Annotated in this window: 24 protein-coding genes and 1 other annotated feature; of the genes, 21 read left to right on the top strand and 3 right to left on the bottom strand. The window is 37.4% G+C overall.

The window, feature by feature from the left end:
- Positions 1–32: 32 nt before the first annotated feature.
- The gene (locus FS486_RS09935) at positions 33–227 is read left to right on the top strand and encodes a hypothetical protein (RefSeq protein ID WP_144511174.1); all 195 of its coding nucleotides are present in this window, start codon (positions 33–35) and stop codon (positions 225–227) included.
- A gap of 89 nt (positions 228–316) precedes the next feature.
- On the opposite strand, the gene FS486_RS09930 is transcribed toward FS486_RS09935, so the two are convergent.
- Entirely contained in the window at positions 317–1,603 is a 1,287-nt protein-coding gene (locus FS486_RS09930; protein ID WP_144511173.1) for a replication-associated recombination protein A, read from the bottom strand.
- A gap of 265 nt (positions 1,604–1,868) precedes the next feature.
- Here FS486_RS09930 and cymR point away from each other — a divergent pair, with 265 nt between their 5' ends.
- The 17 genes from cymR (at position 1,869) to mtnN (ending at position 18,888) form a co-directional block, all read left to right on the top strand.
- The gene (gene cymR, locus FS486_RS09925) at positions 1,869–2,291 is read left to right on the top strand and encodes a cysteine metabolism transcriptional regulator CymR (protein WP_144511172.1); all 423 of its coding nucleotides are present in this window, start codon (positions 1,869–1,871) and stop codon (positions 2,289–2,291) included.
- A gap of 12 nt (positions 2,292–2,303) precedes the next feature.
- Entirely contained in the window at positions 2,304–3,434 is a 1,131-nt protein-coding gene (locus FS486_RS09920) for a cysteine desulfurase family protein (RefSeq protein ID WP_144511171.1), read from the top strand.
- 32 nt (positions 3,435–3,466) lie between these two features.
- Positions 3,467–4,579 carry a tRNA 2-thiouridine(34) synthase MnmA gene (gene mnmA / locus FS486_RS09915; protein WP_144511170.1) on the top strand — a complete coding sequence of 371 codons (1,113 nt, stop codon included), beginning with the start codon at positions 3,467–3,469 and terminating at the stop codon, positions 4,577–4,579.
- A 14-nt stretch (positions 4,580–4,593) separates the two neighbouring features.
- Positions 4,594–5,250: a tetratricopeptide repeat protein gene (locus FS486_RS09910; protein WP_144511169.1), complete on the top strand. Its 657-nt coding sequence runs from the start codon at positions 4,594–4,596 to the stop codon at positions 5,248–5,250.
- Positions 5,251–5,288: 38 nt separating this feature from the next.
- The gene (gene recD2 / locus FS486_RS09905) at positions 5,289–7,703 is read left to right on the top strand and encodes an SF1B family DNA helicase RecD2 (protein ID WP_144511219.1); all 2,415 of its coding nucleotides are present in this window, start codon (positions 5,289–5,291) and stop codon (positions 7,701–7,703) included.
- 37 nt (positions 7,704–7,740) lie between these two features.
- Positions 7,741–7,954: a binding site (T-box leader), on the top strand.
- Positions 7,955–8,058: 104 nt separating this feature from the next.
- Entirely contained in the window at positions 8,059–10,659 is a 2,601-nt protein-coding gene (gene alaS / locus FS486_RS09900; RefSeq protein WP_313956988.1) for an alanine--tRNA ligase, read from the top strand.
- A gap of 190 nt (positions 10,660–10,849) precedes the next feature.
- Positions 10,850–11,116 carry an IreB family regulatory phosphoprotein gene (locus FS486_RS09895; protein WP_053588802.1) on the top strand — a complete coding sequence of 89 codons (267 nt, stop codon included), beginning with the start codon at positions 10,850–10,852 and terminating at the stop codon, positions 11,114–11,116.
- Between the two features lie 2 nt (positions 11,117–11,118).
- Positions 11,119–11,538: a Holliday junction resolvase RuvX gene (gene ruvX, locus FS486_RS09890; protein ID WP_144511167.1), complete on the top strand. Its 420-nt coding sequence runs from the start codon at positions 11,119–11,121 to the stop codon at positions 11,536–11,538.
- 11 nt (positions 11,539–11,549) lie between these two features.
- Positions 11,550–11,837, top strand: coding sequence for a DUF1292 domain-containing protein (locus FS486_RS09885; protein ID WP_144511166.1), 288 nt, complete (start codon positions 11,550–11,552; stop codon positions 11,835–11,837).
- Positions 11,838–11,935: 98 nt separating this feature from the next.
- A complete protein-coding gene (gene mltG, locus FS486_RS09880; RefSeq protein WP_144511165.1) occupies positions 11,936–13,054 on the top strand; it encodes an endolytic transglycosylase MltG in 1,119 nt (372 codons plus the stop codon).
- Positions 13,055–13,212: 158 nt separating this feature from the next.
- A complete protein-coding gene (locus FS486_RS09875) occupies positions 13,213–13,848 on the top strand; it encodes an O-methyltransferase (RefSeq protein WP_144511164.1) in 636 nt (211 codons plus the stop codon).
- A gap of 4 nt (positions 13,849–13,852) precedes the next feature.
- Positions 13,853–14,782 carry a peptidase U32 family protein gene (locus tag FS486_RS09870; RefSeq protein WP_144511163.1) on the top strand — a complete coding sequence of 310 codons (930 nt, stop codon included), beginning with the start codon at positions 13,853–13,855 and terminating at the stop codon, positions 14,780–14,782.
- A gap of 69 nt (positions 14,783–14,851) precedes the next feature.
- Complete coding sequence (locus tag FS486_RS09865) at positions 14,852–16,120, top strand: peptidase U32 family protein (protein WP_260858075.1); 1,269 nt, start codon at positions 14,852–14,854, stop codon at positions 16,118–16,120.
- Positions 16,120–16,758 (top strand): uridine kinase, encoded by a 639-nt coding sequence (gene udk, locus FS486_RS09860; RefSeq protein WP_144511161.1) that lies wholly within the window; start codon positions 16,120–16,122, stop codon positions 16,756–16,758. Before FS486_RS09865 ends, udk begins: the two co-directional genes overlap by 1 nt.
- Before the next feature lie 113 nt (positions 16,759–16,871).
- Positions 16,872–17,345, top strand: coding sequence for a transcription elongation factor GreA (gene greA / locus FS486_RS09855; protein ID WP_144511160.1), 474 nt, complete (start codon positions 16,872–16,874; stop codon positions 17,343–17,345).
- 116 nt (positions 17,346–17,461) lie between these two features.
- Positions 17,462–18,136, top strand: a complete 675-nt coding sequence (locus FS486_RS09850; RefSeq protein WP_144511159.1) for a YrrS family protein — start codon at positions 17,462–17,464, stop codon at positions 18,134–18,136.
- Between the two features lie 59 nt (positions 18,137–18,195).
- A complete protein-coding gene (mtnN, locus tag FS486_RS09845; RefSeq protein WP_144511158.1) occupies positions 18,196–18,888 on the top strand; it encodes a 5'-methylthioadenosine/S-adenosylhomocysteine nucleosidase in 693 nt (230 codons plus the stop codon).
- A gap of 992 nt (positions 18,889–19,880) precedes the next feature.
- Here mtnN and sigK read toward each other — a convergent pair.
- Together sigK and pssA are read right to left on the bottom strand one after the other, a co-directional pair.
- Positions 19,881–20,609 (bottom strand): RNA polymerase sporulation sigma factor SigK, encoded by a 729-nt coding sequence (gene sigK / locus FS486_RS09840; protein WP_144511218.1) that lies wholly within the window; start codon positions 20,607–20,609, stop codon positions 19,881–19,883.
- A gap of 100 nt (positions 20,610–20,709) precedes the next feature.
- Positions 20,710–21,231: a CDP-diacylglycerol--serine O-phosphatidyltransferase gene (pssA, locus tag FS486_RS09835; protein ID WP_144511217.1), complete on the bottom strand. Its 522-nt coding sequence runs from the start codon at positions 21,229–21,231 to the stop codon at positions 20,710–20,712.
- 107 nt (positions 21,232–21,338) lie between these two features.
- On the opposite strand from pssA, the gene FS486_RS09830 reads away from it, so the two are divergent.
- The 3 genes from FS486_RS09830 to yqeH are packed head-to-tail and all read left to right on the top strand — an operon-like array spanning position 21,339 to position 23,780.
- Positions 21,339–22,121, top strand: coding sequence for a phosphatidylserine decarboxylase (locus FS486_RS09830; RefSeq protein WP_144511157.1), 783 nt, complete (start codon positions 21,339–21,341; stop codon positions 22,119–22,121).
- 37 nt (positions 22,122–22,158) lie between these two features.
- Entirely contained in the window at positions 22,159–22,680 is a 522-nt protein-coding gene (locus FS486_RS09825; RefSeq protein ID WP_144511156.1) for a YqeG family HAD IIIA-type phosphatase, read from the top strand.
- On the top strand, positions 22,677–23,780 hold the full coding sequence (yqeH, locus tag FS486_RS09820; RefSeq protein WP_144511155.1) for a ribosome biogenesis GTPase YqeH: 1,104 nt from the start codon (positions 22,677–22,679) through the stop codon (positions 23,778–23,780). The genes FS486_RS09825 and yqeH overlap by 4 nt, the downstream gene beginning before the upstream one ends.
- Positions 23,781–23,791: the final 11 nt, after the last annotated feature.

Below are 23,791 nucleotides of genomic sequence, written 5' to 3'. Positions count from 1 at the left end.
AATTAAAACAATGGGAAAGTGAGGGAGATCTAATGACAGAATCGACAAATCAAGAAGCACCGAAAAAGAAAATGACCTTGCAAGAAGCAGTAAAGCAAAAGTTAGAAGAAAAGAAAAACCAAGCATCTGGTGGAAAAGCCCAAGCTAATGCACCAGCGGGAAACCAAAAAGCAAAAAGTCAAATGACGAAAAAAGTTAGTAATACTCGACGTAAAATGGGTGTGTAATTAAATAAAACGCCAGAAGAAAAATGAATCCTCTTTCTTCTGGCGTTTTCTATTATATGCTTTCATGAAGAACTTGTCTGGGTTTCATGTTATTTCTCATTTTTAAAAGTTTCTAGCCGCTTATAAATTCCAGCGAGACGTTTTTCTTCTCCTGCTTCAATTGGTTCGTAAAATCTTGTCCCAACTAAATTGTCGGGTAAGTATGATTGATTGACCCAGCCCCCGAACGTCCCAATTTTATGGTCATGGGGGTAAATATAACCTCCATGTCCGAGCTCGGCTGCTCCTGCATAGTGGGTGTCCTTCAAATGCTTTGGAATATCACCTGTTTTTCCTGCATGGATACTTGCTATTGCAGAGTCTAGAGCTGCGTAAGCCGAATTAGATTTCTCTGACAAACACATAAGGACAACTGCGTTTGCTAAAGGTATTCGGGCTTCCGGAAGACCTAATCTTTCCGCTGCTTGAATTGCTGCGAGTACTTGTGGTCCTACGGAAGGATTCGCCAACCCGATATCTTCATAGCTCATCACTAAAAGGCGTCTAGAAACGGCTACTAAATCCCCATTTTCGAGTAAATGAGCTAAATAATATAGGGCTGCATCTGTATCGCTTCCTCGAACGGATTTTTGTAAAGCGGACAATAAATTATAAAAATGTGATCCTTTTTTATCACCAAAGACTCCTACACGATCAATAAGACTATTTAATATGCCATCTTCTACTTTCGTAACTCCGTCTTCTTCAAAGCTTGCAAAAACAGTAGATTCTAATAATGTCAAAGCTTTTCGAGCATCCCCATTTGCAGCATCTGCAATTTTCTTGCGCTGTTCATCCGTAATGGCAATCGCCATTTTCCCTAATCCTTTTTCTTTATCCTTCAAAGCCCTTTCTAAAAGCATATCTACATCTTCCGTTGTAAGTCGTTTTAGTTGTTTTATTTCTCCGCATCGAGAACGTATCGCAGGATTCACATCGTGAAATGGATTTTCCGTTGTAGCCCCTATTAAAATGATGGAGCCATTTTCCACGTGGGGAAGAAGCGTATCTTGTTGTAATTTATTGAATCGATGAATTTCATCAAGAAACAAAATAACCTTTCCGCTTATCCTTGCGTCTGCTACAACATCTTCTACGTCTTTTTTTCCGGCTTTTGTTGCATTAAGGGCGACAAAGGGCAACTTGGTCGTCCCAGCTATTGCAAAGGCAAGAGATGTCTTGCCAACCCCAGGGTCACCATACAAAAGCATAGAAGGAACATGTCCGTTCTTTATCATTTTATATAAGGCTGTATCTATGCCGATTACATGCTGTTGTCCTGCTAGTTCATCTATCGTTTGAGGTCTCATGCGATATGCTAAAGGCTCATTGCTCAAAACGACCCCTCCTTATTCAAACGTCTGTTCTTTAATTATACCGAAGTTCGATCGAAAAGTCATATTGAAGTCGTTCTGACGTGTAATTATGCTATACTAAATAAAGTATTTTTAACTTGAAAAAGCAATTAGTAATTGCTTTTTTAGAGGTACTTTGGCAAGATGACACGGATTTTGCAAGGAGTTAATTGCGCAGGTACAATTCAAAAACGGGATGTCTTTACATCGGGGCATAATTGATTTTAACTTAACGAGGTGGAATATATTGAAATTCTCAACAAAAGGACGCTATGGCTTAACAATAATGGTCGCTCTAGGAAAACAATGTGGAGAGGGACCTATTGCGCTTCGCCAAATAGCAGCAGAGCATAATTTATCAGAAGCTTATTTAGAACAAATTGTTTCTCCATTACGAAATGCAGGGCTCGTTAAAAGTGTGCGCGGAGCTTATGGAGGATATATGCTTCCTAAAAAGCCAAGTGAGATTACTGCTGGCGATGTGATTCGAGTGTTGGAAGGTCCAATTCAAATAGTCGAAGGAATTGAAGAAGAAGAACCACCACAACGTGAATTATGGATGCGTATTCGAGATGCGGTAAAAAATGTGTTAGACACGACGACAATCGAGGATTTAGCTCAATACACGGAAGACAATCCAGAAGATACTGGATATATGTTTTATATTTAAGGAGTCTTAAAAATGACTAGAATTTATTTAGATCATGCAGCCACTACACCAATGGCGGAAGAAGTTATTCAAACATTTACTGACGAAATAAAAGAAGAATACGGAAATGCCTCAAGCATCCATCAAACAGGCAGAGGGGCTAGAAAAAAACTTGACCAATCGAGAATTGTTTTTGCCCAAAGTATCGGTGGTCATGAAACAGAAATTACGATCACAAGTGGTGGCACAGAAGCGGATAACTATGCTATTTTTGGAACGGCTTATGCAAGAAAAAGTGAAGGTATGCATATTATTACAACGCAAATAGAGCATCATGCTGTACTTCATGCTTGTGAGCAATTAGAACGAGAAGGCTTTGAAGTGACATATTTACCAGTGAACAAAGAAGGGCTTATTGATATTAATGACTTGAAAAATTCCCTACGAGACGATACTATTTTAGTTTCTGTTATGTATGCAAACAATGAAGTTGGTGCGATTCAACCAATTCAATCTATTGGAGAGTTGTTAAAAGACCATCCTGCCTATTTCCACACAGATGCAGTTCAAGCATATGGTAGCATGAAAATCGACGTGAATGAATTACATGTCGATTTACTAAGTGTGTCTAGTCATAAGATTAATGGCCCAAAAGGAATTGGCTTTTTGTTCACACGAAAAGGTATTACGTTAAAGCCTTTGTTTTATGGAGGGCAACAAGAACGTAAAAGACGTGCAGGGACAGAAAATGTTCCCGCAGTAGTTGCATTTGCTAGAGCAGTGGAGATTAAGCAAGGGCAGCTAGAAGAAAGCTTTGCCCATTATAATAAATTAAAACGAGTCTTCTTGCATGAACTGGAGAGTAATGGAGTCCAATTCACTATAAATGGGTCAACAGAATCTGTATTGCCCCATGTACTGAACATTAGCATTCCCAAAACAGACGTAGAGACATTTTTAGTGCAGCTTGATCTAGCAGGAATAGATGCCTCTAGTGGTTCTGCATGTACAGCTGGTTCTATTGATCCTTCGCATGTATTAGTTGCAATGTACGGTGAAAATACACCAGAACTTCGAAATTCTGTACGTTTTAGTTTTGGACAAAATAATTCAGAGCAGCAAGTAGTAGAAGCTGCAAATAGAATAAGTAAAATTATTCGGTGAGTGGAAAGAATAATTGAAATGAGTGAGTTAAAGTGAAAAAAATAGAAGATACAAGAGTAGTTATTGGAATGTCTGGAGGCGTGGATTCATCGGTTGCCGCCTATTTGTTAAAAGAACAGGGTTATGATGTTATCGGTATTTTCATGAAAAACTGGGATGACACCGACGAATTTGGCGTATGTACAGCGACAGAAGATTATGAAGATGTTATTAAAGTGTGCAATCAAATCGGTATCCCATACTATGCAGTCAATTTTGAAAAACAATATTGGGATAAAGTATTTACGTATTTCTTGGAAGAATATAAAGCTGGAAGAACACCAAATCCAGATGTAATGTGTAATAAAGAAATTAAGTTCAAAGCATTTTTGGAACATGCATTAGCTTTGGGGGCAGACTATTTAGCAACGGGACATTATGCACAGGTAGAAGTAAGAGATGGACAAACACGTATGTTACGTGGAAAAGATGCGAACAAAGATCAAACGTATTTCTTGAATCAATTGAACCAAGAACAATTAGAGAAAGTAATGTTTCCAATTGGCAATTTAGAAAAGAAAAGAGTAAGAGAAATTGCTTTAGAACAAGGTCTGGCAACCGCGACCAAAAAAGATTCTACCGGAATTTGTTTCATCGGTGAACGTAATTTCAAAGAATTTTTAGGTCAATATTTACCAGCCCAAAAAGGAGTCATGGAAACAATGGATGGGAAACAGATGGGACATCATGACGGGTTAATGTACTATACTATCGGACAACGTCATGGCTTAGGCATAGGCGGTTCTGGGGATCCATGGTTTGTTATCGGAAAAGACCTAGAAAGAAATGTTCTGTTAGTTGGCCAGAATATAAATAATGATGCATTGTTTTCAACTAGTTTAACAGCTACTGATCTATCCTTCACGACTACATTAGAAAAACAACAGTCCTTTGATTGTACAGCTAAGTTCCGTTACCGCCAAGAAGATGTCGGTGTCCATGTAGAACTACTTTCTGAAAACAAAATTCTTGTAACATTCGACCAACCGGTTCGAGCGATTACACCTGGCCAAGCTGTTGTTCTCTATCAAGGAGACGAGTGCTTAGGTGGAGCAACAATTGATGAAGTGTTTAAAGATGGGTTAAAACTGGATTACGTTGGGTAATGGGAGGAACTTGTATGAATTACAATGAACTAGGAATTCAAGCAATTCAAGAAGAAAATTATGAAAAAGCAGTCGAGTTATTTACAAAAGCGATTGAAGAAAGCCCAGAAGAAGCGATCGGCTATATTAATTTTGGCAATCTTCTTGCCTCTATGAATGAAAACGAACGTGCAGAGCGTTTTTTTCAAAAAGCCATTACTTTAGATGAACATGCTGCCACTGCATTTTATAGTCTAGCAAATTTATACTATAATACGGAACGTTTTGCAGAAGCGGCAAAGCTATATGAAAAGGCTATTTCAAATGGTATTGAAGGTCCAGATGCCTATTTTATGCTTGGAAAAAGCTTGGAAAAAGAAGGGCAAACAAAGCTTTCTTTACCTTATTTACAACGAGCTTATGAGTTAGCGCCGTCGGATACTCAAATTGCATTAACATTTAGCATCGCACTTGCAAGTATGGAAATGTTCGAACAGGCCGAGCCGATTTTAAAAGATATTATAGCAGCGGATGCCGAAAATGCAGATGCCCATTATAACCTAGGTGTCTTATATGCGGTTTCAACGTCGGATACAGAAACTGCTTTATACCATCTTAAAGCAGCATTTACAATTCAACCAACTTATGATCAAGCACGATATGTATTTGATATGATTTCTCTTCGCAATTAATATGGAAAAATTTTGGAGGCGGTAGTGTGACAAACGAAATGAACAATGAAAAACAGTTTATAACGGGTCGTCCTATTGTCTCTATTTTTCATAATCCCCAAAATCTATTTTCTATTATCAAACTAAAGATTAAATCTACAAACACTACATATACCGATAAGGAAATAATCGTCACAGGTTATTTTCCTTCACTTGTTTTAGAAGAAGCATATAAATTTACTGGATTCATTAAAAATCATCCAAAATACGGAGTGCAATTTCAGGTAGAAACCTTTCAAAAGGAAGTACCAGCTACTGAGCAGGGGATTGTCCATTATTTATCGAGTGATATGTTCCCCGGAATTGGTCGTAAAACAGCAGAAACAATCGTGAAAAAGCTTGGCCCAAATGCAATTAATAGAATATTGGATGACCCAGCAGCTTTAGATGTTATTCCACGACTTGCAGAAGAGAAAAAACAAACTTTACGAGCTGTTTTAGAGCAAAATTTAGGTTTAGAAAAAGTGATGATCCAACTAAATGAATGGGGTTTTGGACCGCAAGTCGCAATGAAAATCTATCAGTCTTACAGAGAAGAAACGCTAACTGTTTTAACAAAAAATCCATACCGGCTAATTGAAGAAGTAGAAGGCGTTGGATTTATACGTGCTGATGAACTTGGTTATAAATTGGGTATTAAAGGGAATCACCCCGACCGGATTAAAGCGGCGATTTTTCATTTATTGCAAACTGCCTCTTTAAGCGAGGGACATGTCTTTTTATATGCGGAAGAGCTGTTGGAGTCAGTGAAAAAGTTATTGGAAAGTGCTCAAAGGGAAGAAATACCGTTTGAATCAATAACAAAATGTTGCATCGAACTTGCGGAAGAAAGTCGGATTGTGGGAGAGGTAAATCGCTTTTACGTTCCTTCCCTGTACTATTCAGAAGTTGGAATTGGATCTAAAATAGAAACATTGCTTGCTCAAAATGATTCTCACCATAAATTTCCGTTAGCAGAAATGAAAAAACATTTGGGGGCTATCGAGGAACGATTAGGAGTCCAATACGCATCTACGCAAGTCAAAGCAATTGAGACAGCATTAAATGCTAGTATAACATTGTTAACCGGAGGACCAGGCACCGGGAAAACAACGGTAGTCCGCGGGATTGTAGAGCTATATGGAGAGCTTCATGGTTTGTCGCTCGATCCAAAAGAGTGGGCGAAAGACAAAAAGCCGTTTCCGATCGTTTTAGCAGCACCAACAGGTAGGGCGGCAAAGCGGCTAAGTGAATCAACTGAATTACCCGCGATGACTATTCACCGGTTGCTAGGCTTTACAGGACAAGAAGATGAAGATGTAGAAGGAAAAGAAATCGAAGGGAAATTAATCATCATAGATGAAACTTCCATGCTTGATACGTGGCTTGGGCATCAATTGTTAAAGGCAATTCCTAAAGATGCACAAGTTATTTTTGTAGGAGATCAGGATCAGTTGCCACCGGTCGGACCTGGGCAAGTACTAAAAGATTTGCTCGCATCTAAACGGATACCTACCGTTGAATTAAAAGATATTTATCGGCAATCGGAAGGATCTTCCATCATTGAATTGGCGCATGAAATGAAAATAGGATCGGTTCCAGCGACTCTATTAGATAAAACAAAAGACCGTTCTTTTATTAAAGCTTCGACGGAGCAAATACCTAAAGTAGTGGAACAAGTGCTCAAAAGTGCTTTATCAAAAGGACATTCGATTCGGGATATTCAAATTTTAGCGCCCATGTATCGAGGTCCTGCTGGAATTGATGCTTTAAATAAAATGATTCAAGAAATGGTCAATCCCAATCCGGATGGTAAGCGAAAAGAAATGATTTTCGCAGAAACCATTTACCGAATTGGTGATAAAGTGCTTCAACTCGTCAACCAGCCGGAAAGCAATGTGTTTAACGGAGATATGGGAGAAGTTGTTAGTATATTTAAAGCGGCTGAAACAGTAGAAAAAAAAGAAATGCTTGTCGTGTCGTTTGATGGAACTGAAGTAACATATGAAAAAAACGATTTGAACCAAATCACATTAGCGTACTGCTGCTCTGTACATAAATCGCAAGGAAGTGAGTTCCAAACAGTTATTATGCCGGTAACGAGAAGCTATATGAAAATGCTTCGTCGAAACCTATTATATACAGGAATTACACGTGCTAAAAACTTTCTTATTCTATGTGGAGATCCAGAAGTATTTAAGTTTGGTGTGGAAAGAACAGACGATTTGCAACGCTTAACAACATTAAAAGAACGGTTAACTGGCGATGAAGAGCAAACGATAGTACAAGACGAATTGGAAAATAAGAATGAGGATAATAATGTAGAAATAATTGCAGATGCCACTTTTTTATCGGCCGATAATTATCACTCGATTGATCCCCTCTTTGGCATGAAAGGAATTAGTCCTTATCAATTTATGGATGCAGACAATTGACATTGGGACCAGAGTTTCTTATAATCAATTGCATATAACGAAAATGTTGACGGAGAAAGTACTATTGTTGCCTGACTAGAGAGGGATTCCACGGCTGAAAGAATTCTCAGAACCCAACAATTAGGAAAGCTACTCCTGAGTGCAGTTAAAACCTGCCGTTTTGCCGCGTTAAGGCTTCTTAAGAGACATGTTGGCAAAAAGCCGATATGTAACTAGGGTGGTACCGCGAAATAATAGCTTTCGTCCCTTTTTGGGGATGGAGGCTTTTTTTATTTTCGTTCAAAAAAGAGTTGTACGCATTTCAAAATTAGGAGGAATTACAGTGAAACAGTTAACAGGCGCTCAAATTAGACAAATGTATTTAGACTTTTTTATCGAAAAAGGCCATGCACAGGAACCATCTGCACCCCTAGTGCCAATTAATGATCCATCATTACTTTGGATAAACAGTGGAGTTGCAACTTTAAAAAAATATTTTGATGGACGTGTTGTGCCGGAAAACCCACGCATTACAAATGCTCAAAAATCGATTCGTACAAATGACATCGAGAATGTAGGGAAAACTGCTCGACACCATACATTTTTTGAGATGTTAGGGAACTTCTCGATCGGTGATTATTTCAAAAAAGAAGCGATCGAATGGGCATGGGAATTTTTGACGAGTGATAAATGGATGGCTTTCGAGGCAGAAAAGTTATCTATTACCGTCCACCCAGAAGATGAAGAAGCATATAATATTTGGAAAAATGAAATTGGTATTCCCGAAGAAAGAATTATTCGATTAGAGGGTAATTTCTGGGACATTGGAGAAGGTCCAAGTGGTCCGAACTCCGAAATTTTCTATGACCGCGGAGAAACTTATGGTAACGATATAAATGATCCAGAACTGTATCCAGGTGGAGAAAATGATCGCTATTTAGAAATTTGGAACTTAGTATTCTCCGAATTCAACCATAATCCAGATCATACGTACACCCCACTGCCAAAACAAAATATTGATACAGGTATGGGATTAGAACGTATGGCGAGTGTTGTACAAGATGTTCCGACAAACTTTGACACTGATTTATTTATTCCAATTATTCGTCAAACAGAAGGGATTTCTGGAAAAACTTATCGTTCAAACAAAGAAGATGATATAGCTTTCAAAGTAATTGCAGACCATATTCGTACGGTTGCTTTTGCGATTGGAGACGGAGCCCTTCCATCAAATGAAGGTAGAGGATACGTACTTAGAAGACTGCTTCGACGTGCTGTGCGATTTGCAAAACAGCTAGGTATCGACAAACCATTTTTATATGAGCTTGTTCCGGTTGTTGGAGAAATTATGCAAGAGTTCTATCCAGAAGTTAAGGCTAAACAAGACTTTATCATGCGTGTGATTAAAACAGAAGAAGAACGCTTCCATGAAACACTTCATGATGGTCTCACTATTTTAGAAAAAGTAATAGAAGAACAGCGTGCAAAAGGGGAAACATTTATCCCTGGAACGACTACTTTTACTTTATATGATACGTACGGCTTCCCTATCGAATTAACAGAAGAATATGCAGAAGAAGCAAATATGACGGTAGACCATGAAGGGTTCAAAACAGAAATGGAAGCTCAGCGCAATCGTGCTCGTGCTGCTCGACAAAATGTCGATTCTATGCAAGTACAGTCTGAAGTGTTTAGCAATCTTCACGATGAAAGTGAATTTATCGGATATGACACATTAGCTACTTCAACAAAAATAACTTCGATTATTCATGGACAAATGCTAGTGAAATCCGCTAGTGAAGGTGATGAGGTACAAGTTGTATTAACGCAAACACCTTTCTACGCAGAAAGCGGTGGTCAAATTGCCGATCATGGAATAATTGAAAATGAGACATTTAGAGGATTTGTCAAAGACGTGCAAAAAGCACCAAATGGACAAAACTTGCATACAGTAGTTATCGAATCCGGTGAAATGATTAGTGATGCAATTGTTACAGCAACAGTAGATTCATCATTACGCGGGCATACGATTAAAAATCACTCCGCTACCCATTTGTTGCATCAAGCGTTAAAAGAAGTTTTAGGAACGCATGTCAACCAAGCTGGTTCCTATGTAGGCCCGGATCGTTTACGTTTTGACTTTTCCCATTTCGGTCAAGTTACAAAAGAAGAGTTGGAGAAAATTGAACGTATAGTGAACGAAAAAGTGTGGGATAATATACCGGTAGTAATTGGGTACCATAATATCGAAGATGCTAAGAAAATGGGTGCAATGGCATTATTCGGAGAAAAATATGGTGATATTGTCCGTGTTGTTCAAATGGGACCGTTCTCACTAGAACTTTGTGGTGGTGTTCACGTACAAAATACATCAGAAATTGGATTCTTTAAAATTCTATCTGAAAGCGGTATTGGTGCAGGTACGCGCCGTATTGAAGCTGTGACCGGCAAAGGTGCTTTTGAAGTTGTAAAAGAAGAAGAACATATACTTGCAGATGCGGCTCAATTATTGAAGGCTCAGTCAAAAGATCTAGTAGCTAAAGTTGCTCAAACGCTCCAAGAATTAAAAAATGTACAAAAAGAAAATGAATCACTTTCTGCGAAAATTGCAAATAGCCAGGCTTCTTCCGTGTTATCTTCTGCACAAACAATAAATGATGTTACTGTGCTCTCTGTAAAAGTAGATGCAAAAGACAATAACCAATTGCGTCAAATGATGGATGACCTAAAACAAAAGTTAGATAAAGCTGTAATTGTTCTTGGGGCAATTGATGGAGATAAAGTAATGATTTCTGCGGGAGTGACAAAAGATTTAGTCGGTGGGAACTATCATGCAGGTAATATCGTCAAACTAGTAGCAGAAGCATGCGGAGGAAAAGGTGGCGGACGTCCCGACTTTGCCATGGCTGGTGCAAAAGACGGAAGTAAGCTTGAGTCAGCGTTAAACTCTGTGTTTGAATATATTAAATCTATCTAACTACATTCAGCGGATCTCGGGACTTAAAGTGCAGGTAGAAAGGCTCTGGTGGATGCCGTAGATTTGTGTCCGGCATATATGAAGGCGAATTTTGATATGTTGGTATATTTGATACTATTTCCAATTTCGGTTATACTGAAGATTAAGATATGTAAAGTTGCCTACTAAAATCGAAAGCGAGGTGCTGATCATGAGTTCATTTGATAAAACGATGAAATTTAATTTTCCTGAAGAATCGATGGAACAGGAAGTAAAACATGTGATGCTACAAGTGCACTCTGCACTAGAAGAAAAAGGGTATAATTCTATCAATCAAATTGTAGGCTATCTACTATCTGGTGATCCAGCTTATATTCCTCGCCATCAAGATGCACGTAATATGATTAGAAAACTAGAGCGTGACGAGATTTTAGAGGAATTGGTAAAGTTTTATATTAAAAAAAATAATGAGGCTTAAACATGCGAATAATGGGTTTAGACGTCGGTTCTCGAACAGTGGGAGTTGCGATCAGTGATGCGCTTGGCTGGACGGCACAAGGTATCGAAACAATCAAAATTAATGAAGACGATTTAGATTTTGGTTTGGATCGTATTGATGAATTAGTAAAACAACATGAAGTAACAGAATTCGTTGTTGGTTTTCCTAAAAACATGAATAATTCCATTGGTCCTCGTGCAGAAGCATCGGAGCACTATGCGAAGATGTTAACCGATAAATACAATTTTCCCGTCACAATGTGGGATGAAAGATTGACAACAATGGCTGCAGAACGTATGTTAATAGATGCAGATGTTAGCCGTAAAAAGCGGAAGCTAGTAATTGACAAGATGGCCGCCGTAATGATTTTACAAGGCTATCTAGATAGAAAAAATAGATGAGGTGACTGCAAATGGATCATGGTCAAGAAAATATTACAGTTGTAGATGATAATGGAAACGAACAGCTTTGCAATGTACTGTTCACATTTGAATCAGAAGAGTTTGGAAAATCCTACGTACTTTATTATCCTATAGGAGCAGAGGAAGATGAAGATGAAGAAATCGAAATTCATGCTTCCTCATTCACTCCTAATGAAAATGGCGAAGATGGAGAATTACTTCCAGTCGAGACAGATGCTGAGTGGGATATGATCGAAGAAATGTTAAACACATTTTTAGATGAAGAAGACGAAGATTAATAATTCGACAAATTAAGAAGGAAAGAGGTACTCCTCATTCCTTCTTTTTCTTTTTGGTCATTATCTAGTATAATGAATTGGAATAAGGGGGGGAACCCGTGGAAAATGAATCAAAAAAAGAGATAATGTTTGATCGTATGAAAAAAAAGAAAAAAGAAGTGAAACTTGTCAGAAGAATTGTTTTAACGATTGTCGTATTTCTACTTATTGTTTGCGGGATAAGTGGTTACATTGCTTATAATTACGTAAAAAGCGCTTTAGAGCCTGTGGATCCAACATCTGAAGCGATTGTAGATGTGGATATACCAATTGGTTCGGGTCTAGATAACATTTCTGCGACACTAGAAGCGAAAGGAATTGTTAAAAACGCAAAAATATTTAAATACTATGCCAAATTCAATAATGAATCTAACTTTCAGGCAGGACAATATAGTTTAACGAAAGCGATGACTTTAGATGAGATTATTGAAAGTTTAAAAACTGGAAAAGTATATAGGGAACCAGTATTTACTTTGACCGTACCCGAGGGTTTAACATTAGAACAAATAGGACAAGTTGTTGAAAAGAAAACGGGGCAATCGGCCGATGAATTCTTTAAGCTTGTAACGAGTGATGAGTTTGTCGATAGAATGATGACCAAATACCCGAATTTACTCTCCGAGGAGATTAAAGCAGAAAATGTTAGGTATGCATTAGAAGGATATTTATACCCTGCGACGTATCCATTTTTTGAAAAAAGCCCTTCTTTGGAGACGATTGCAGAGACAATGATTGCCACTACAGAAAAAACAGTTTCTGGATATTATGATCTTCTTCAAACAGAGGAGAAATCGGTACATTGGTTGTTAACATTTGCATCTTTGCTAGAGGAAGAGGCAACGGCACAAACAGATCGAGAAACGATCGCAAGTGTCTTTTATAATCGAATAAACGCTGATATGCCATTACAAACGGATCCGACCGTATTGTACGCATTAGGCAGTCACAAGGACCGTGTTCTATTTGAGGATTTAGAAGTGGACAACCCATATAATACGTATCAGAACAAAGGTTTACCACCTGGTCCGATAGCGAATGCCGGAAAATCGTCTATCGAAGCAGTGTTAAATCCGACGAAAACCAATTATTTTTATTTCCTTGCAGATAAAAACGGCGGTAACCATTTTTCAGAAACATATGAACAACATCTTCAAAAAGTAGACGAATTTCTAAAATAATACACTGTAGGAGAAGGAATGAAGTCGCATTCCTTCTCCTTCTATGCTATTATAAGTTATGTTTTTTACATAAGAAGTGCAGCAAGAGATGACAGCTAGACAGTTATTAGATAAAAAAGTATGTACTTTTTTATTTATTCAAAAGGAGTTAGCTTGGAATGAATGTAAGTGATGATTTTTTAAAAGACTTTATAAAACCTCGATCTGCTATATTCACGGAAATGGAACAGTATGCAAAAGAAAACCATGTGCCCATTATGCAGTTAATGGGAATGGAATCTTTGCTCCAACTACTTTCTCTACAAAAACCAGCATCAATTTTGGAACTAGGGACAGCTATAGGCTATTCTGCTATGCGAATGGCGACGAAGCTTGAAGAGGTAACAATTGTAACATTAGAACGTGACATTCAAAAAGCAGAGCTTGCAAAAAACTATATTGAACGTGGCAATTTGCAACATCGCATACAAGTTATCACAGGAGATGCACTAGAAATTTCAGCGGCACAATTAGGCCATCGAACATTCGATGCTATTTTTATTGATGCAGCAAAAGGACAGTATAAAAACTTCTTCGAAAAGTACGCACCTTTTCTAAATGATGGGGGCGTTATTTATTGTGATAATTTATTGTTAAACGGGCTATCCGAACTTCCGATGAGTGAAGTGCCTAGGCGAAAAAGAACGATGGTACGTAACCAACATCAGTTTATGGAATGGCTGATGAATCATGCTGACTATGACACTGCATTTCTACCAGTCGGAGATGGCATGCTAGTAAGTATTAAGAGGTGACGAGATGAATAGGACAGAGCTTTTAGTAACCCCAGCAAATATAGAACACATGAAAGAGCTAATCGAAGCAGGAGCAGATGCTTTTTTAGTCGGTGAACAGTTTTATGGCTTGCGTTTAGCCGGAGAGTTTACGATTAGGGATATGGAAGTTGCAAGAAACCTAACAAAAGAACATAATAAGAAATTATATGTGGCGATGAACGGAATTTTCCATAACGACAAAATGGATGCACTCGTTCCCTATTTGACGAAACTACAAGAAATTGGTGTAGATGGAATAACATTTGGTGACCCAGCAGTTATCATTGCTAGAAGAGAATCAGGAGTCTCCATTCCACTTCACTGGAATACAGAACAAACAGCAACGAATTATTTTACGGCAAATTATTGGGGTAAGCGTGGCGCGACTCGTGCAGTATTAGCTCGAGAGCTAAGTTTAGATGAAATTGTGGAAATTAAAGAAAACGCGGATGTTCAGGTTGAGGTGCAAATCCATGGAATGACTTGTATGTTCCAATCTAAACGTTCCCTACTAGGAAATTATTTCTTGTTTCAAGATAAAGCGATGGAAGTAGAAAATCGTGCAAAAAATAAAAATATGTTTTTGCACGATAAAGAACGTTCGAATAAGTATCCTATCTATGAGGATCAAAATGGTACGCATATATTTAGCCCCAATGATATGTGTATGATTGATGAATTAGATGAATTTTTAGATGCTGAAATAGATAGTTTGAAAATAGATGGAATTTTGCATGATCCATCTTATGTTACAACTGTAACGGGCTATTATAGACAAGCAATAGATGCTTATTATGATTCAAAGTCAGCTTACAAAGAAATAAAAAAGGAATTATACAATAAAATAGTCGGAATACAACCTTCACTTAGACCTTTAGATACGGGATTCTTTTTCAAAGAAACCGTCTATTAAGAAAGATAAAAGGGTACGTAAGATTAAATAATAATTTAATCACGACAGAAAGGAAGGTTAGAAGTGGTAATTACTAAATTTGACAACATAAGCGAACTTATAGATGGTAAACGTGTTATTACAAAAAAACCAGAACTATTAGCACCAGCAGGTAATTTGGAAAAGTTGAAAATTGCTATTCATTATGGAGCAGATGCTGTGTTTATCGGTGGTCAAGAATTTGGCCTTCGATCGAATGCAGGAAACTTTTCATTGGAGGAAATGCGAGAAGGTGTCGAGTTTGCAAACAAATATGGAGCTAAAATATATGTAACCACAAATATTTTCGCGCATAACGAGAATATGGACGGTTTAGAAGAATATTTACAAGGAATTGAGTCTGCAGGTGTAACCGGTATCATTGTTGCAGACCCATTAATTATTGAAACTTGCCGTAAGTACGCACCAAAGCTAGAATTGCACTTAAGTACACAACAATCTTTGTCTAACTGGAAAGCAGTACAGTTCTGGAAAGAAGAGGGTCTGCATCGTGTTGTGCTTGCACGTGAGACGAGCGGTGATGAAATTCAATTAATGAAAGAGAAAGTGGATATCGAAATAGAAACATTTATTCACGGGGCAATGTGTATTGCATACAGTGGCAGGTGTACGCTTTCCAATCATATGACTGCACGCGATTCCAACCGCGGTGGTTGCTGCCAATCATGTCGTTGGGATTATGATTTATATGAACAAAACAATGAGGAAGAACATGCTTTATTTGAGGAAAATGATATTCCTTTTGCAATGAGTCCTAAAGATTTAAAACTTGTCGAGTCCATCCCAAGAATGATTGAATTAGGGATAGATTCATTGAAAATTGAAGGACGGATGAAGTCCATTCATTATATCGCTACTGTGGTGAGTGTATATCGTAAAGTAATTGATGCATATTGTGCTGATCCAGAGAACTTTGTTATGCACCCAGCTTGGTTAGAAGAACTTGAAAAATGCGCAAATCGTGAAACCGATACTGCTTTCTTTGAAGGCGAACCAGGTGTTGAGCAACAAATGTATGGTGTCCACGATAAAAAACTTGGATACGACTTTGTAGGTCTCGTGCTGGATTATAACGAAGAAACACAAGTCGTAACGCTTCAACAACGGAACTATTTTAAACCTGGCGACGAAGTAGAATTCTTCGGACCAGAAATAGAAAATATTCGCGTGATAATCGATGAAATAACAAACGAAAAAGGAAATCGCCTAGATGCGGCAAGACATCCTTTAGAAATTGTACAGTTTACATGTCCTGTTAAGCTGTACCCAAATAACATGATGAGAAAGGGGCTAAAATAATGTCAAGTCGAACTCCTCTTATCATTGGAATCACTGGTGGTTCTGGTTCAGGGAAAACGAGTGTTACAAATGCGATCAGCGATGTATTCAAAGATCATTCAGTTGTCGTAATCGAACAAGATTATTATTATAAAGACCAAAGCCATTTAAAATTTGAAGAACGTTTAAACACAAACTATGATCATCCACTTGCTTTTGATAATGATTTACTCATACAACATATTAATGATTTATTGAATAACAAAGCAGTTGAAAAACCAGTGTATGACTATGCCCAACATACGCGTTCGTCAGAAACAATCACAATTGAACCAAAAGATGTAATTATTTTGGAAGGTATTTTAGTATTAGAGGACGAGCGCCTGCGTAATTTGATGAATATTAAATTGTTTGTAGACACGGATTCAGACTTACGAATTATTCGCCGTATTTTAAGAGATATCCACGAAAGGGGTCGTACAGTAGAATCTGTAGTAGAACAGTACCTTTCCGTAGTACGTCCGATGCACAATCAATTCATAGAGCCGACCAAAAAATATGCAGATGTTATTATACCTGAAGGCGGTCAAAATGAAGTTGCAATCGATTTAATGGTTACAAAAATAAAAACTATTCTTGAAACGGACGTAATTGTATAATATGATGATTGTGGATTGACAATTATTTCATGAAATTCATATCATTTTAAAACACAGCATATGAATGATACATGACCAATGTTTTAAGTGTGTATTTAAAGGAGTGTATGGGAGTGTCAACAGAGAAACAATATCCAATGACCGTTGCTGGTAAACAAAAATTAGAAGAAGAATTAGAGCAATTAAAAACGGTTAAACGTAAAGAGGTAGTAGAACGTATTAAAATTGCAAGAAGCTTTGGGGACTTATCAGAGAACTCGGAGTATGATTCTGCAAAAGAAGACCAAGCATTTGTAGAAGGTAGAATTTCTACTTTAGAGTCGATGATTCGAAATGCAGTTATTATTGAGGAAGAAGGCAATAACGATACTGTATCTCTTGGGAAAACGGTAACATTCATCGAATTCCCTGATGGTGATGAAGAGACATACACAATTGTTGGTTCAGCGGAAGCCGATCCACTGGAAGGCCTTATTTCAAATGATTCACCTATTGCCAAAGGATTACTTGGTAAAACAATCGGTGAAAAAGTGAAAATAGTCACACCTGGTGGAGAGATGGACGTAGAAATAAAATCAATTTCATAAAACAAAAAAAGAGGTAAACGACCAAGTTTACCTCTTTTTTTATGATAATTGAAACTAAATATGCTTTATAAACGTCTTATTATCATATATTCTCTAAGTAATGGAGGAGGAATTGTATGCCTGAAAATAATCGTCGGATGAATATGAGACAAACTCGAAAGAAAAAAACAAATACAATTTTGAATGTGCTAATAGGAATAGTACTTTTATTAATCATTGTAGTAGTTGTCAAAATAGTTACAGGTGATGAACCAAAAGAATCTGCAGTGGAACAAACTGTATCAGATACTGCCGAAAAACAAGATGACACTGTAGAAGAAGTCGGTGAAATAGAGAAAGAAGATTCAAATGAATCAACTAATCAAAATGAGACAAACACTTCTTCATCTACCGAGAATGAAAATCAGAATACCAATTCAGTCGAGGAAAATGATGAATCTGATTCCGGAACAACAGAGCAATCTAACGATTCCAACATCGGAACGGTAGAAGAGGATTCTGAGTGGGAACCAATAGGAACAACACAAACGGGTGAACATGTTTCAAGCTATGATAGTTCATCTGTAGACTGGGCAGAAAAGGTGAAAGCTTTATCGTATGCTTCTGGATTAGATCCTAATAATATGTATGTGAAGTTTTTAGGTAATGGTGGAAGTCCTCAAAAGTCTATTGGAACGGTAACTTCTAAAGACGGAAAAGAAATTTATCGTATCTCTTTAGAGTGGATAGATGGTCAAGGATGGAAGCCAACGAAAAAAGAAAAGTTAGCATCACTAGAAGACGCCTCTTGACTTAAAGGGCGTCTTTGTCTTATTTTAAAAGAAGTGCTTTTAGAGAGGGGTAACATCATATGAAAATCGCAGTTATTGGTGCAATGGAGCAAGAAGTAGAATTATTACGTCAGGAAATAGGAAATGCAGAAACAAAAATAATCGCAAACAGTGAATTCACTGTAGGATCATATAAAAATCATGAGGTAATTCTTTTAAAGAGTGGAATCGGCAAAGTAAATGCCGCAATGACTACATCTATTTTATTAAACGAATTTAAACCAGATTATGTGATTAATACAGGTTCCGCTGGTGGATATGACCCAACCTTAGAAGTGGGGGCAATCGTTATTTCAGATGAAGTAAGACATCATGATGTAGATGTGACCGCATTTGGTTATGAAATTGGACAAGTTCCTCAGCTTCCGGCCGCTTTTAAATCGGACGAATATTTGATGAAACTTGCAGAAGAAGCAGTACAAGAAATTGGCGAACACCAAGCGGCAACCGGGTTAATTGCAACGGGTGATATTTTTATGCATAATCCGGAAAAAGTAGAAGCAGTTCGTGCAAATTTCCCACAAATGAAAGCCTGTGAAATGGAAGCAGCAGCTGTAGCTCAAGTTTGTCATCAATTCGAAGTACCTTTTGTCGTAATTCGTGCCTTATCAGATATAGCAGGTAAAGAATCTTCTATCAGTTTTGATGAATTCTTACCCGTTGCAGCGAAGCACTCAACTGAAATTGTCTTACATGTAATTGAAAAGCTTTAATTAAACTATACCTAAGTTCATTTACTTTTTAAAGATAATGCGTCGTAAAGTAACCGCTATGATTTTCGCAGCAGTCGGTCGCTTTCCGCCGGGTGAGCGATGAGCCATTCCCGCCGCTTGCGCGTTCGTTGGAATGTCTCATTTGCCCACTCATCCGGCAGGAGTCGCCGCCTACTACGAAAATCAATGAGAAACGGCTTACTTACTCTGACACAAAAAAATGAAGTAATGTCCTATTTGCCGCTAGTAAATTGCCAATGATAACCAAGTTGCAGTAGAAAGCAACCAAGCGACTGTTTAACGTAACTACTTTTCATGTGGAAAGTCACTTGTAGGGAGACGACAAAGATTTGCACCATTACTAGGGATAAAACGAGCTATCTACTTACTAAATTGACTATGTCTTGTTCAAAGCGTGCTATGCCTTGCTAATCCGCTTAGTGGAATTTAGTGTTTACATTTATTCCTTAAGTTGGTGTGTAAAACATGGAGTCAAATTAGCTAGAAATTTATTTAATGGATTGGAGCAGAAGGGCGGCGACTCCAACGGGATTAAGTGAGGCAGATGAGACTTCACAAGCGTCCGCCTAAGCGGACGGTGAAGGCTCAGCGCTCACCCCGTGGAACGCGACCGCCCTTCTGCGAAAATCCAAGCGACCAATTCCTTACGTGCATTATCTCTATACTACTTATCATTTTTAAAAATTGTGTCAGTTAATTGTTGAACAAGCAAAAGATGCCCGTTCCATTTTTTACTTATTGGAAAAGTGTTGAGCATGGGTTCTAAAAATCATTGTAATGGACATAATAACTGAGTTCCTTTCACTTTTCTTATTAATAATTTTTCAATTGTATGCTATGATGAGGGTACCAGTATTTCTACTATAGTAGAGGGGGAGATTTAAATGATTTTCATTATGGGAATGGCAATTTTAATTACTGCAGTTTTATCATTTATCATGATAGCAGAGACAAGCGAAGATTAAGTTCTTCTAAGCTCTTTTGGTGTTTGATACATCAAAAGAGTTTTTTTCATGAATATAAGACTGGTATAATTTTACAAGTGCACGTTTTTCAATTCGTGAGACATAACTCCTCGATATTTTCAATTGCTTGGAGATTTCCTTTTGGGTCATTGGTTCATGCCCCAGTAAACCGTATCTTCGAATAACAATTTCTAACTCTCGTTTTTCTAAATGAGATAAGTGTGTATACAATCTGTTTGTATCTTCCTCATCGACAAGTTGCTCGTCGGTACTTTTATCCATGTTTTGTAGTAAATCAGTTATTTCTAAGGAATGACCATCTTTGTCCATTCCGATTGGCTCATGCAAGGAAACGTCTTTTTGTACTTTTTTCAATGAACGTAAATACATAAGGATTTCATTTTCTATACATCTAGCTGCATATGTTGCTAGTTTTGTTTTTTTTGTAGGTGTATAACTATTAACAGCTTTCATCAATCCAATCGTCCCGATGGAAATATAATCATCTAAAAGTTCGTGTTTTGGATGAAATTTTTTTACGACATGGGCTACAAGGCGCATATTACGTTCAATGAGCTCATCCCTTGCGGATAAATCCCCGTCTAAAAAACGATCAATCATCACTTTTTCTTCTTCGGGGGTAAATGGTTGATGAAATGCCTGCCCTTTTAAGTAACCGAGAACAAGAGGAAGATCTGAGACAACACTTATTAATGCAGTCAAAAGACCAGAAATACTATTCACCTCCATCTAGTTATAAGCTAAGTATATGTCGAAAAACGCAGGAATATGAAAAAAACGACTGCAATAAGCAGCCGCTTTCAAACTCTTCCTTTTATACTTTTCTTAAAGTAAATGTACTTATCATTAACAAGGCTAGAATTATAGTTAAAAACATATACGAAACAGAGGGTATAAACTCAATCGCAAAATAAGATAACGTTAAAATAACTCCTGCGACCGTTATGGGAAGTCCCGTAAAAAAACCATTGGATTCTGAAATATTAAATCTAGCGAGCCTGAATGCACCACATGCGATATAAATCACAGTAAATGCCATTCCAATAAGGCTATACTCATGTAAAATAAGAGAATACATTAACAATGCTGGAGCGACACCAAAGGAAATAATATCACTCATTGAGTCTAACTGTTTTCCAAGTTCCGACTCAACATGGAACTTTCTTGCAACCATACCGTCGAATCTGTCTAGTAAACCTGCAACAAATATAAATAATACACTAAATGTGTAAGAGTCGTTCATCGTAGCCATAATGGCCGCGCCACCAAAAGCAAGATTTCCAATAGTGATCATATTTGCTGCATGTGATCTCAATTTTTTTATTGTATTTGACATAATACTTTGTAAGTACAATGTAAGTCACTCCTTTACAAACAAACTATTTTGTTCATTATACTTCGATTAAGTAAAAATTGTAAGCCATTGTTCACGGGGAGATAGAAATGAGAGAAAAATTATATCAATCGATGATTGAATTAACGAATGGTAAATGGACATCCTTCATTATGCAAACTTTTTCACAATCAAAGATTAGTAAAACAATGATACCTTCTTATATTAAATATTTTAATATAACTTTACAAGATGTTTCTCGACCTATAGATGAATTTTCAACTTTGCATGATTTTTTCATACGAGAAGTGACAAAAGAAAGTAGACCAATACATGATGCGGCTTCAAGTATTGTTAGCCCAGTAGATGCCACAATCGAAACCTTTGGTAACATAACACAAAATGGAACCTTTTCTGTGAAAAATAAATCGTATACATTGAGTAATTTACTTGGCTCATCAACAACTTTTAGTCAATTTGAAAATGGAAAGTATATAGTATTATATTTAAGCCCAGCCGAGTATCACCGTATACATGCACCGGTTGATGGTAAGGTTATTCAGCAGTATATTCTTGGAAAAAAATCATATCCGGTTAATAAATGGGGTCTTCAATATGGTAAACAAGCAATTAGTGGTAATTATCGCTTGTTAACAGAAATTCAAATGCCCAATGATAAGCATTGTTTTCATATTAAAGTTGGGGCAATGTTTGTCAATTCGATTGAGCTAACCAATACTTCTAAAGTATGGAAAAAAGGAGAAGAAGTTGGTTATTTCTCATTTGGATCTACGGTAGTTATGCTATTTGAAGAAAATAGTATTGCGTTTTCCGCCGATGTGAAATCCGGGAAATTTGTTCGAATGGGTGAGATTGTGGCAAATATGCTATAATCGTAAAAGAAAAAGCGCCGAATTGGAGTGTTCGTCTTTGTATTCATATTTTATACCAAGTGAATTTGTGAGAAGCATCTTTCACATAACACCTGAAATGTTAAAAGAAAAAGGTGTAAAAGCTATTATTACAGATTTAGACAATACATTAGTAGAGTGGGACCGTCCCAATGCAACACCAAAATTAATCGAATGGTTTACTAGCATGAAAGCAGCTGGAATCCAAGTGACAATTGTTTCAAACAACAACGAACTGCGAGTTAAATCATTCGCAGATCCACTTGAAATCCCATTTATTTCTCGGGCTAGAAAACCATTAGGTAAAGCTTTTAAGCAAGCCCTAAATAAAATGGCTATAAAGCGGGAAGAAGTTGTAGTTATTGGAGACCAGCTTCTAACGGATGTATTCGGTGGAAACCGACAAAAGCTTCATACGATTTTAGTTATTCCGGTTGCAAAATCAGATGGATTTGTTACTAAATTTAACCGTATGGTTGAACGAAGAATATTTAATTATCTTGATAAAAAAGGTCAAGTTACTTGGGAGGAAGAAGTGTGACAGAAGCACCAAAATGTATCGGTTGTGGAACAATCATTCAAACCGAAAAAGTAGGAGAACCAGGATACGCTCCAGTTTCTTCGTTAGAAAAAGAAGATATTATTTGCCAACGATGTTTTCGTTTGAAAAATTATAATGAGTTACAGCCAGTTTCTTTAACGGATGATGATTTTTTACGTATATTAAATGGCTTAGGAAAGCAAAAGGGATTGATCGTTAAAATTGTCGATATTTTTGATTTTAATGGTAGCTGGCTTCCAGGATTACATCGTTTTGTAGGAAATAATCCTATTTTATTGATTGCGAATAAAGCAGATTTACTCCCTAAGTCAGTGAAGAAAAACAAAGTGATCAACTGGATGAAGCAAGAGGCAAAAAAATTAGGTTTGGCTCCGATCGATGTATTGTTTGTAAGCGCACATAAAGGGACAGGCATGCCTGAGGCGATGGAAGCGATTGAACATTATCGTAATGGAGAAAATGTATATGTCGTTGGATGTACAAATGTTGGTAAATCAACGTTTATCAATCGCATCATTAAACAAGCAACTGGAGAGGATGCAGTAATTACAACCTCCCATTTTCCTGGAACGACGCTTGATATGATTGAAATTCCATTAGACGATAAAAAAGCATTGTATGACACACCAGGTATTATAAATCATCATCAAATGGCACATTATCTAGATCCAACTGAGCTCAAATTTATCACGCCTAAAAAAGAAATTAAGCCAAAAGTGTTCCAGTTGAATAGTGAACAAACATTATTTTTAGGTGGGTTATCCCGTTTCGACTTTATCAAAGGGGATCGCTCTGCTTTTACTTGCCATATAGCAAATGACATTCCGATTCACCGTACGAAGCTAGAGAATGCGGATAGTTTATATAAAGAACATAAAGGCAAGCTGCTTTCCCCTCCATCAGAGGAGTTTGTTGATTTATTGCCACCTTTAGTACGTCATGAATTTAAAATTAATGATCCTAAAACAGATATTGTGTTCTCGGGATTGGGATGGATAACTGTCCAGCATGGTGGAGTGATTGTTGCTGCGCATGCACCAGCTGGTGTGGAAGTATCCATTCGTCCGTCCCTTATTTAGGAGGTTTTCGG

This window comes from Bacillus sp. FJAT-22090, assembly GCF_007676755.1.
Lineage (GTDB): Bacteria > Bacillota > Bacilli > Bacillales_A > Planococcaceae > Psychrobacillus.
Note: the sequence above shows the minus strand (reverse complement) of the source record. Positions and strands in the feature narration are given on the sequence as shown.

What these genes read in the sequence shown, in the direction of transcription:
- recD2 (WP_144511219.1), top strand. Translation starts at nt 5,289, where the DNA reads ATGAACAATGAAAAACAGTTTATAACGGGTCGTCCTATTGTCTCTATT.
- FS486_RS09895 (WP_053588802.1), top strand. Translation starts at nt 10,850, where the DNA reads ATGAGTTCATTTGATAAAACGATGAAATTTAATTTTCCTGAAGAATCG.
- FS486_RS09870 (WP_144511163.1), top strand. Translation starts at nt 13,853, where the DNA reads ATGAATAGGACAGAGCTTTTAGTAACCCCAGCAAATATAGAACACATG.
- alaS (WP_313956988.1), top strand. Translation starts at nt 8,059, where the DNA reads ATGTATTTAGACTTTTTTATCGAAAAAGGCCATGCACAGGAACCATCT.
- FS486_RS09920 (WP_144511171.1), top strand. Translation starts at nt 2,304, where the DNA reads ATGACTAGAATTTATTTAGATCATGCAGCCACTACACCAATGGCGGAA.
- FS486_RS09910 (WP_144511169.1), top strand. Translation starts at nt 4,594, where the DNA reads ATGAATTACAATGAACTAGGAATTCAAGCAATTCAAGAAGAAAATTAT.
- ruvX (WP_144511167.1), top strand. Translation starts at nt 11,119, where the DNA reads ATGCGAATAATGGGTTTAGACGTCGGTTCTCGAACAGTGGGAGTTGCG.
- FS486_RS09830 (WP_144511157.1), top strand. Translation starts at nt 21,339, where the DNA reads ATGAGAGAAAAATTATATCAATCGATGATTGAATTAACGAATGGTAAA.
- FS486_RS09850 (WP_144511159.1), top strand. Translation starts at nt 17,462, where the DNA reads ATGCCTGAAAATAATCGTCGGATGAATATGAGACAAACTCGAAAGAAA.
- udk (WP_144511161.1), top strand. Translation starts at nt 16,120, where the DNA reads ATGTCAAGTCGAACTCCTCTTATCATTGGAATCACTGGTGGTTCTGGT.
- FS486_RS09935 (WP_144511174.1), top strand. Translation starts at nt 33, where the DNA reads ATGACAGAATCGACAAATCAAGAAGCACCGAAAAAGAAAATGACCTTG.
- FS486_RS09885 (WP_144511166.1), top strand. Translation starts at nt 11,550, where the DNA reads ATGGATCATGGTCAAGAAAATATTACAGTTGTAGATGATAATGGAAAC.
- mtnN (WP_144511158.1), top strand. Translation starts at nt 18,196, where the DNA reads ATGAAAATCGCAGTTATTGGTGCAATGGAGCAAGAAGTAGAATTATTA.
- FS486_RS09875 (WP_144511164.1), top strand. Translation starts at nt 13,213, where the DNA reads ATGAATGTAAGTGATGATTTTTTAAAAGACTTTATAAAACCTCGATCT.
- pssA (WP_144511217.1), bottom strand. Translation starts at nt 21,231, where the DNA reads ATGTCAAATACAATAAAAAAATTGAGATCACATGCAGCAAATATGATC.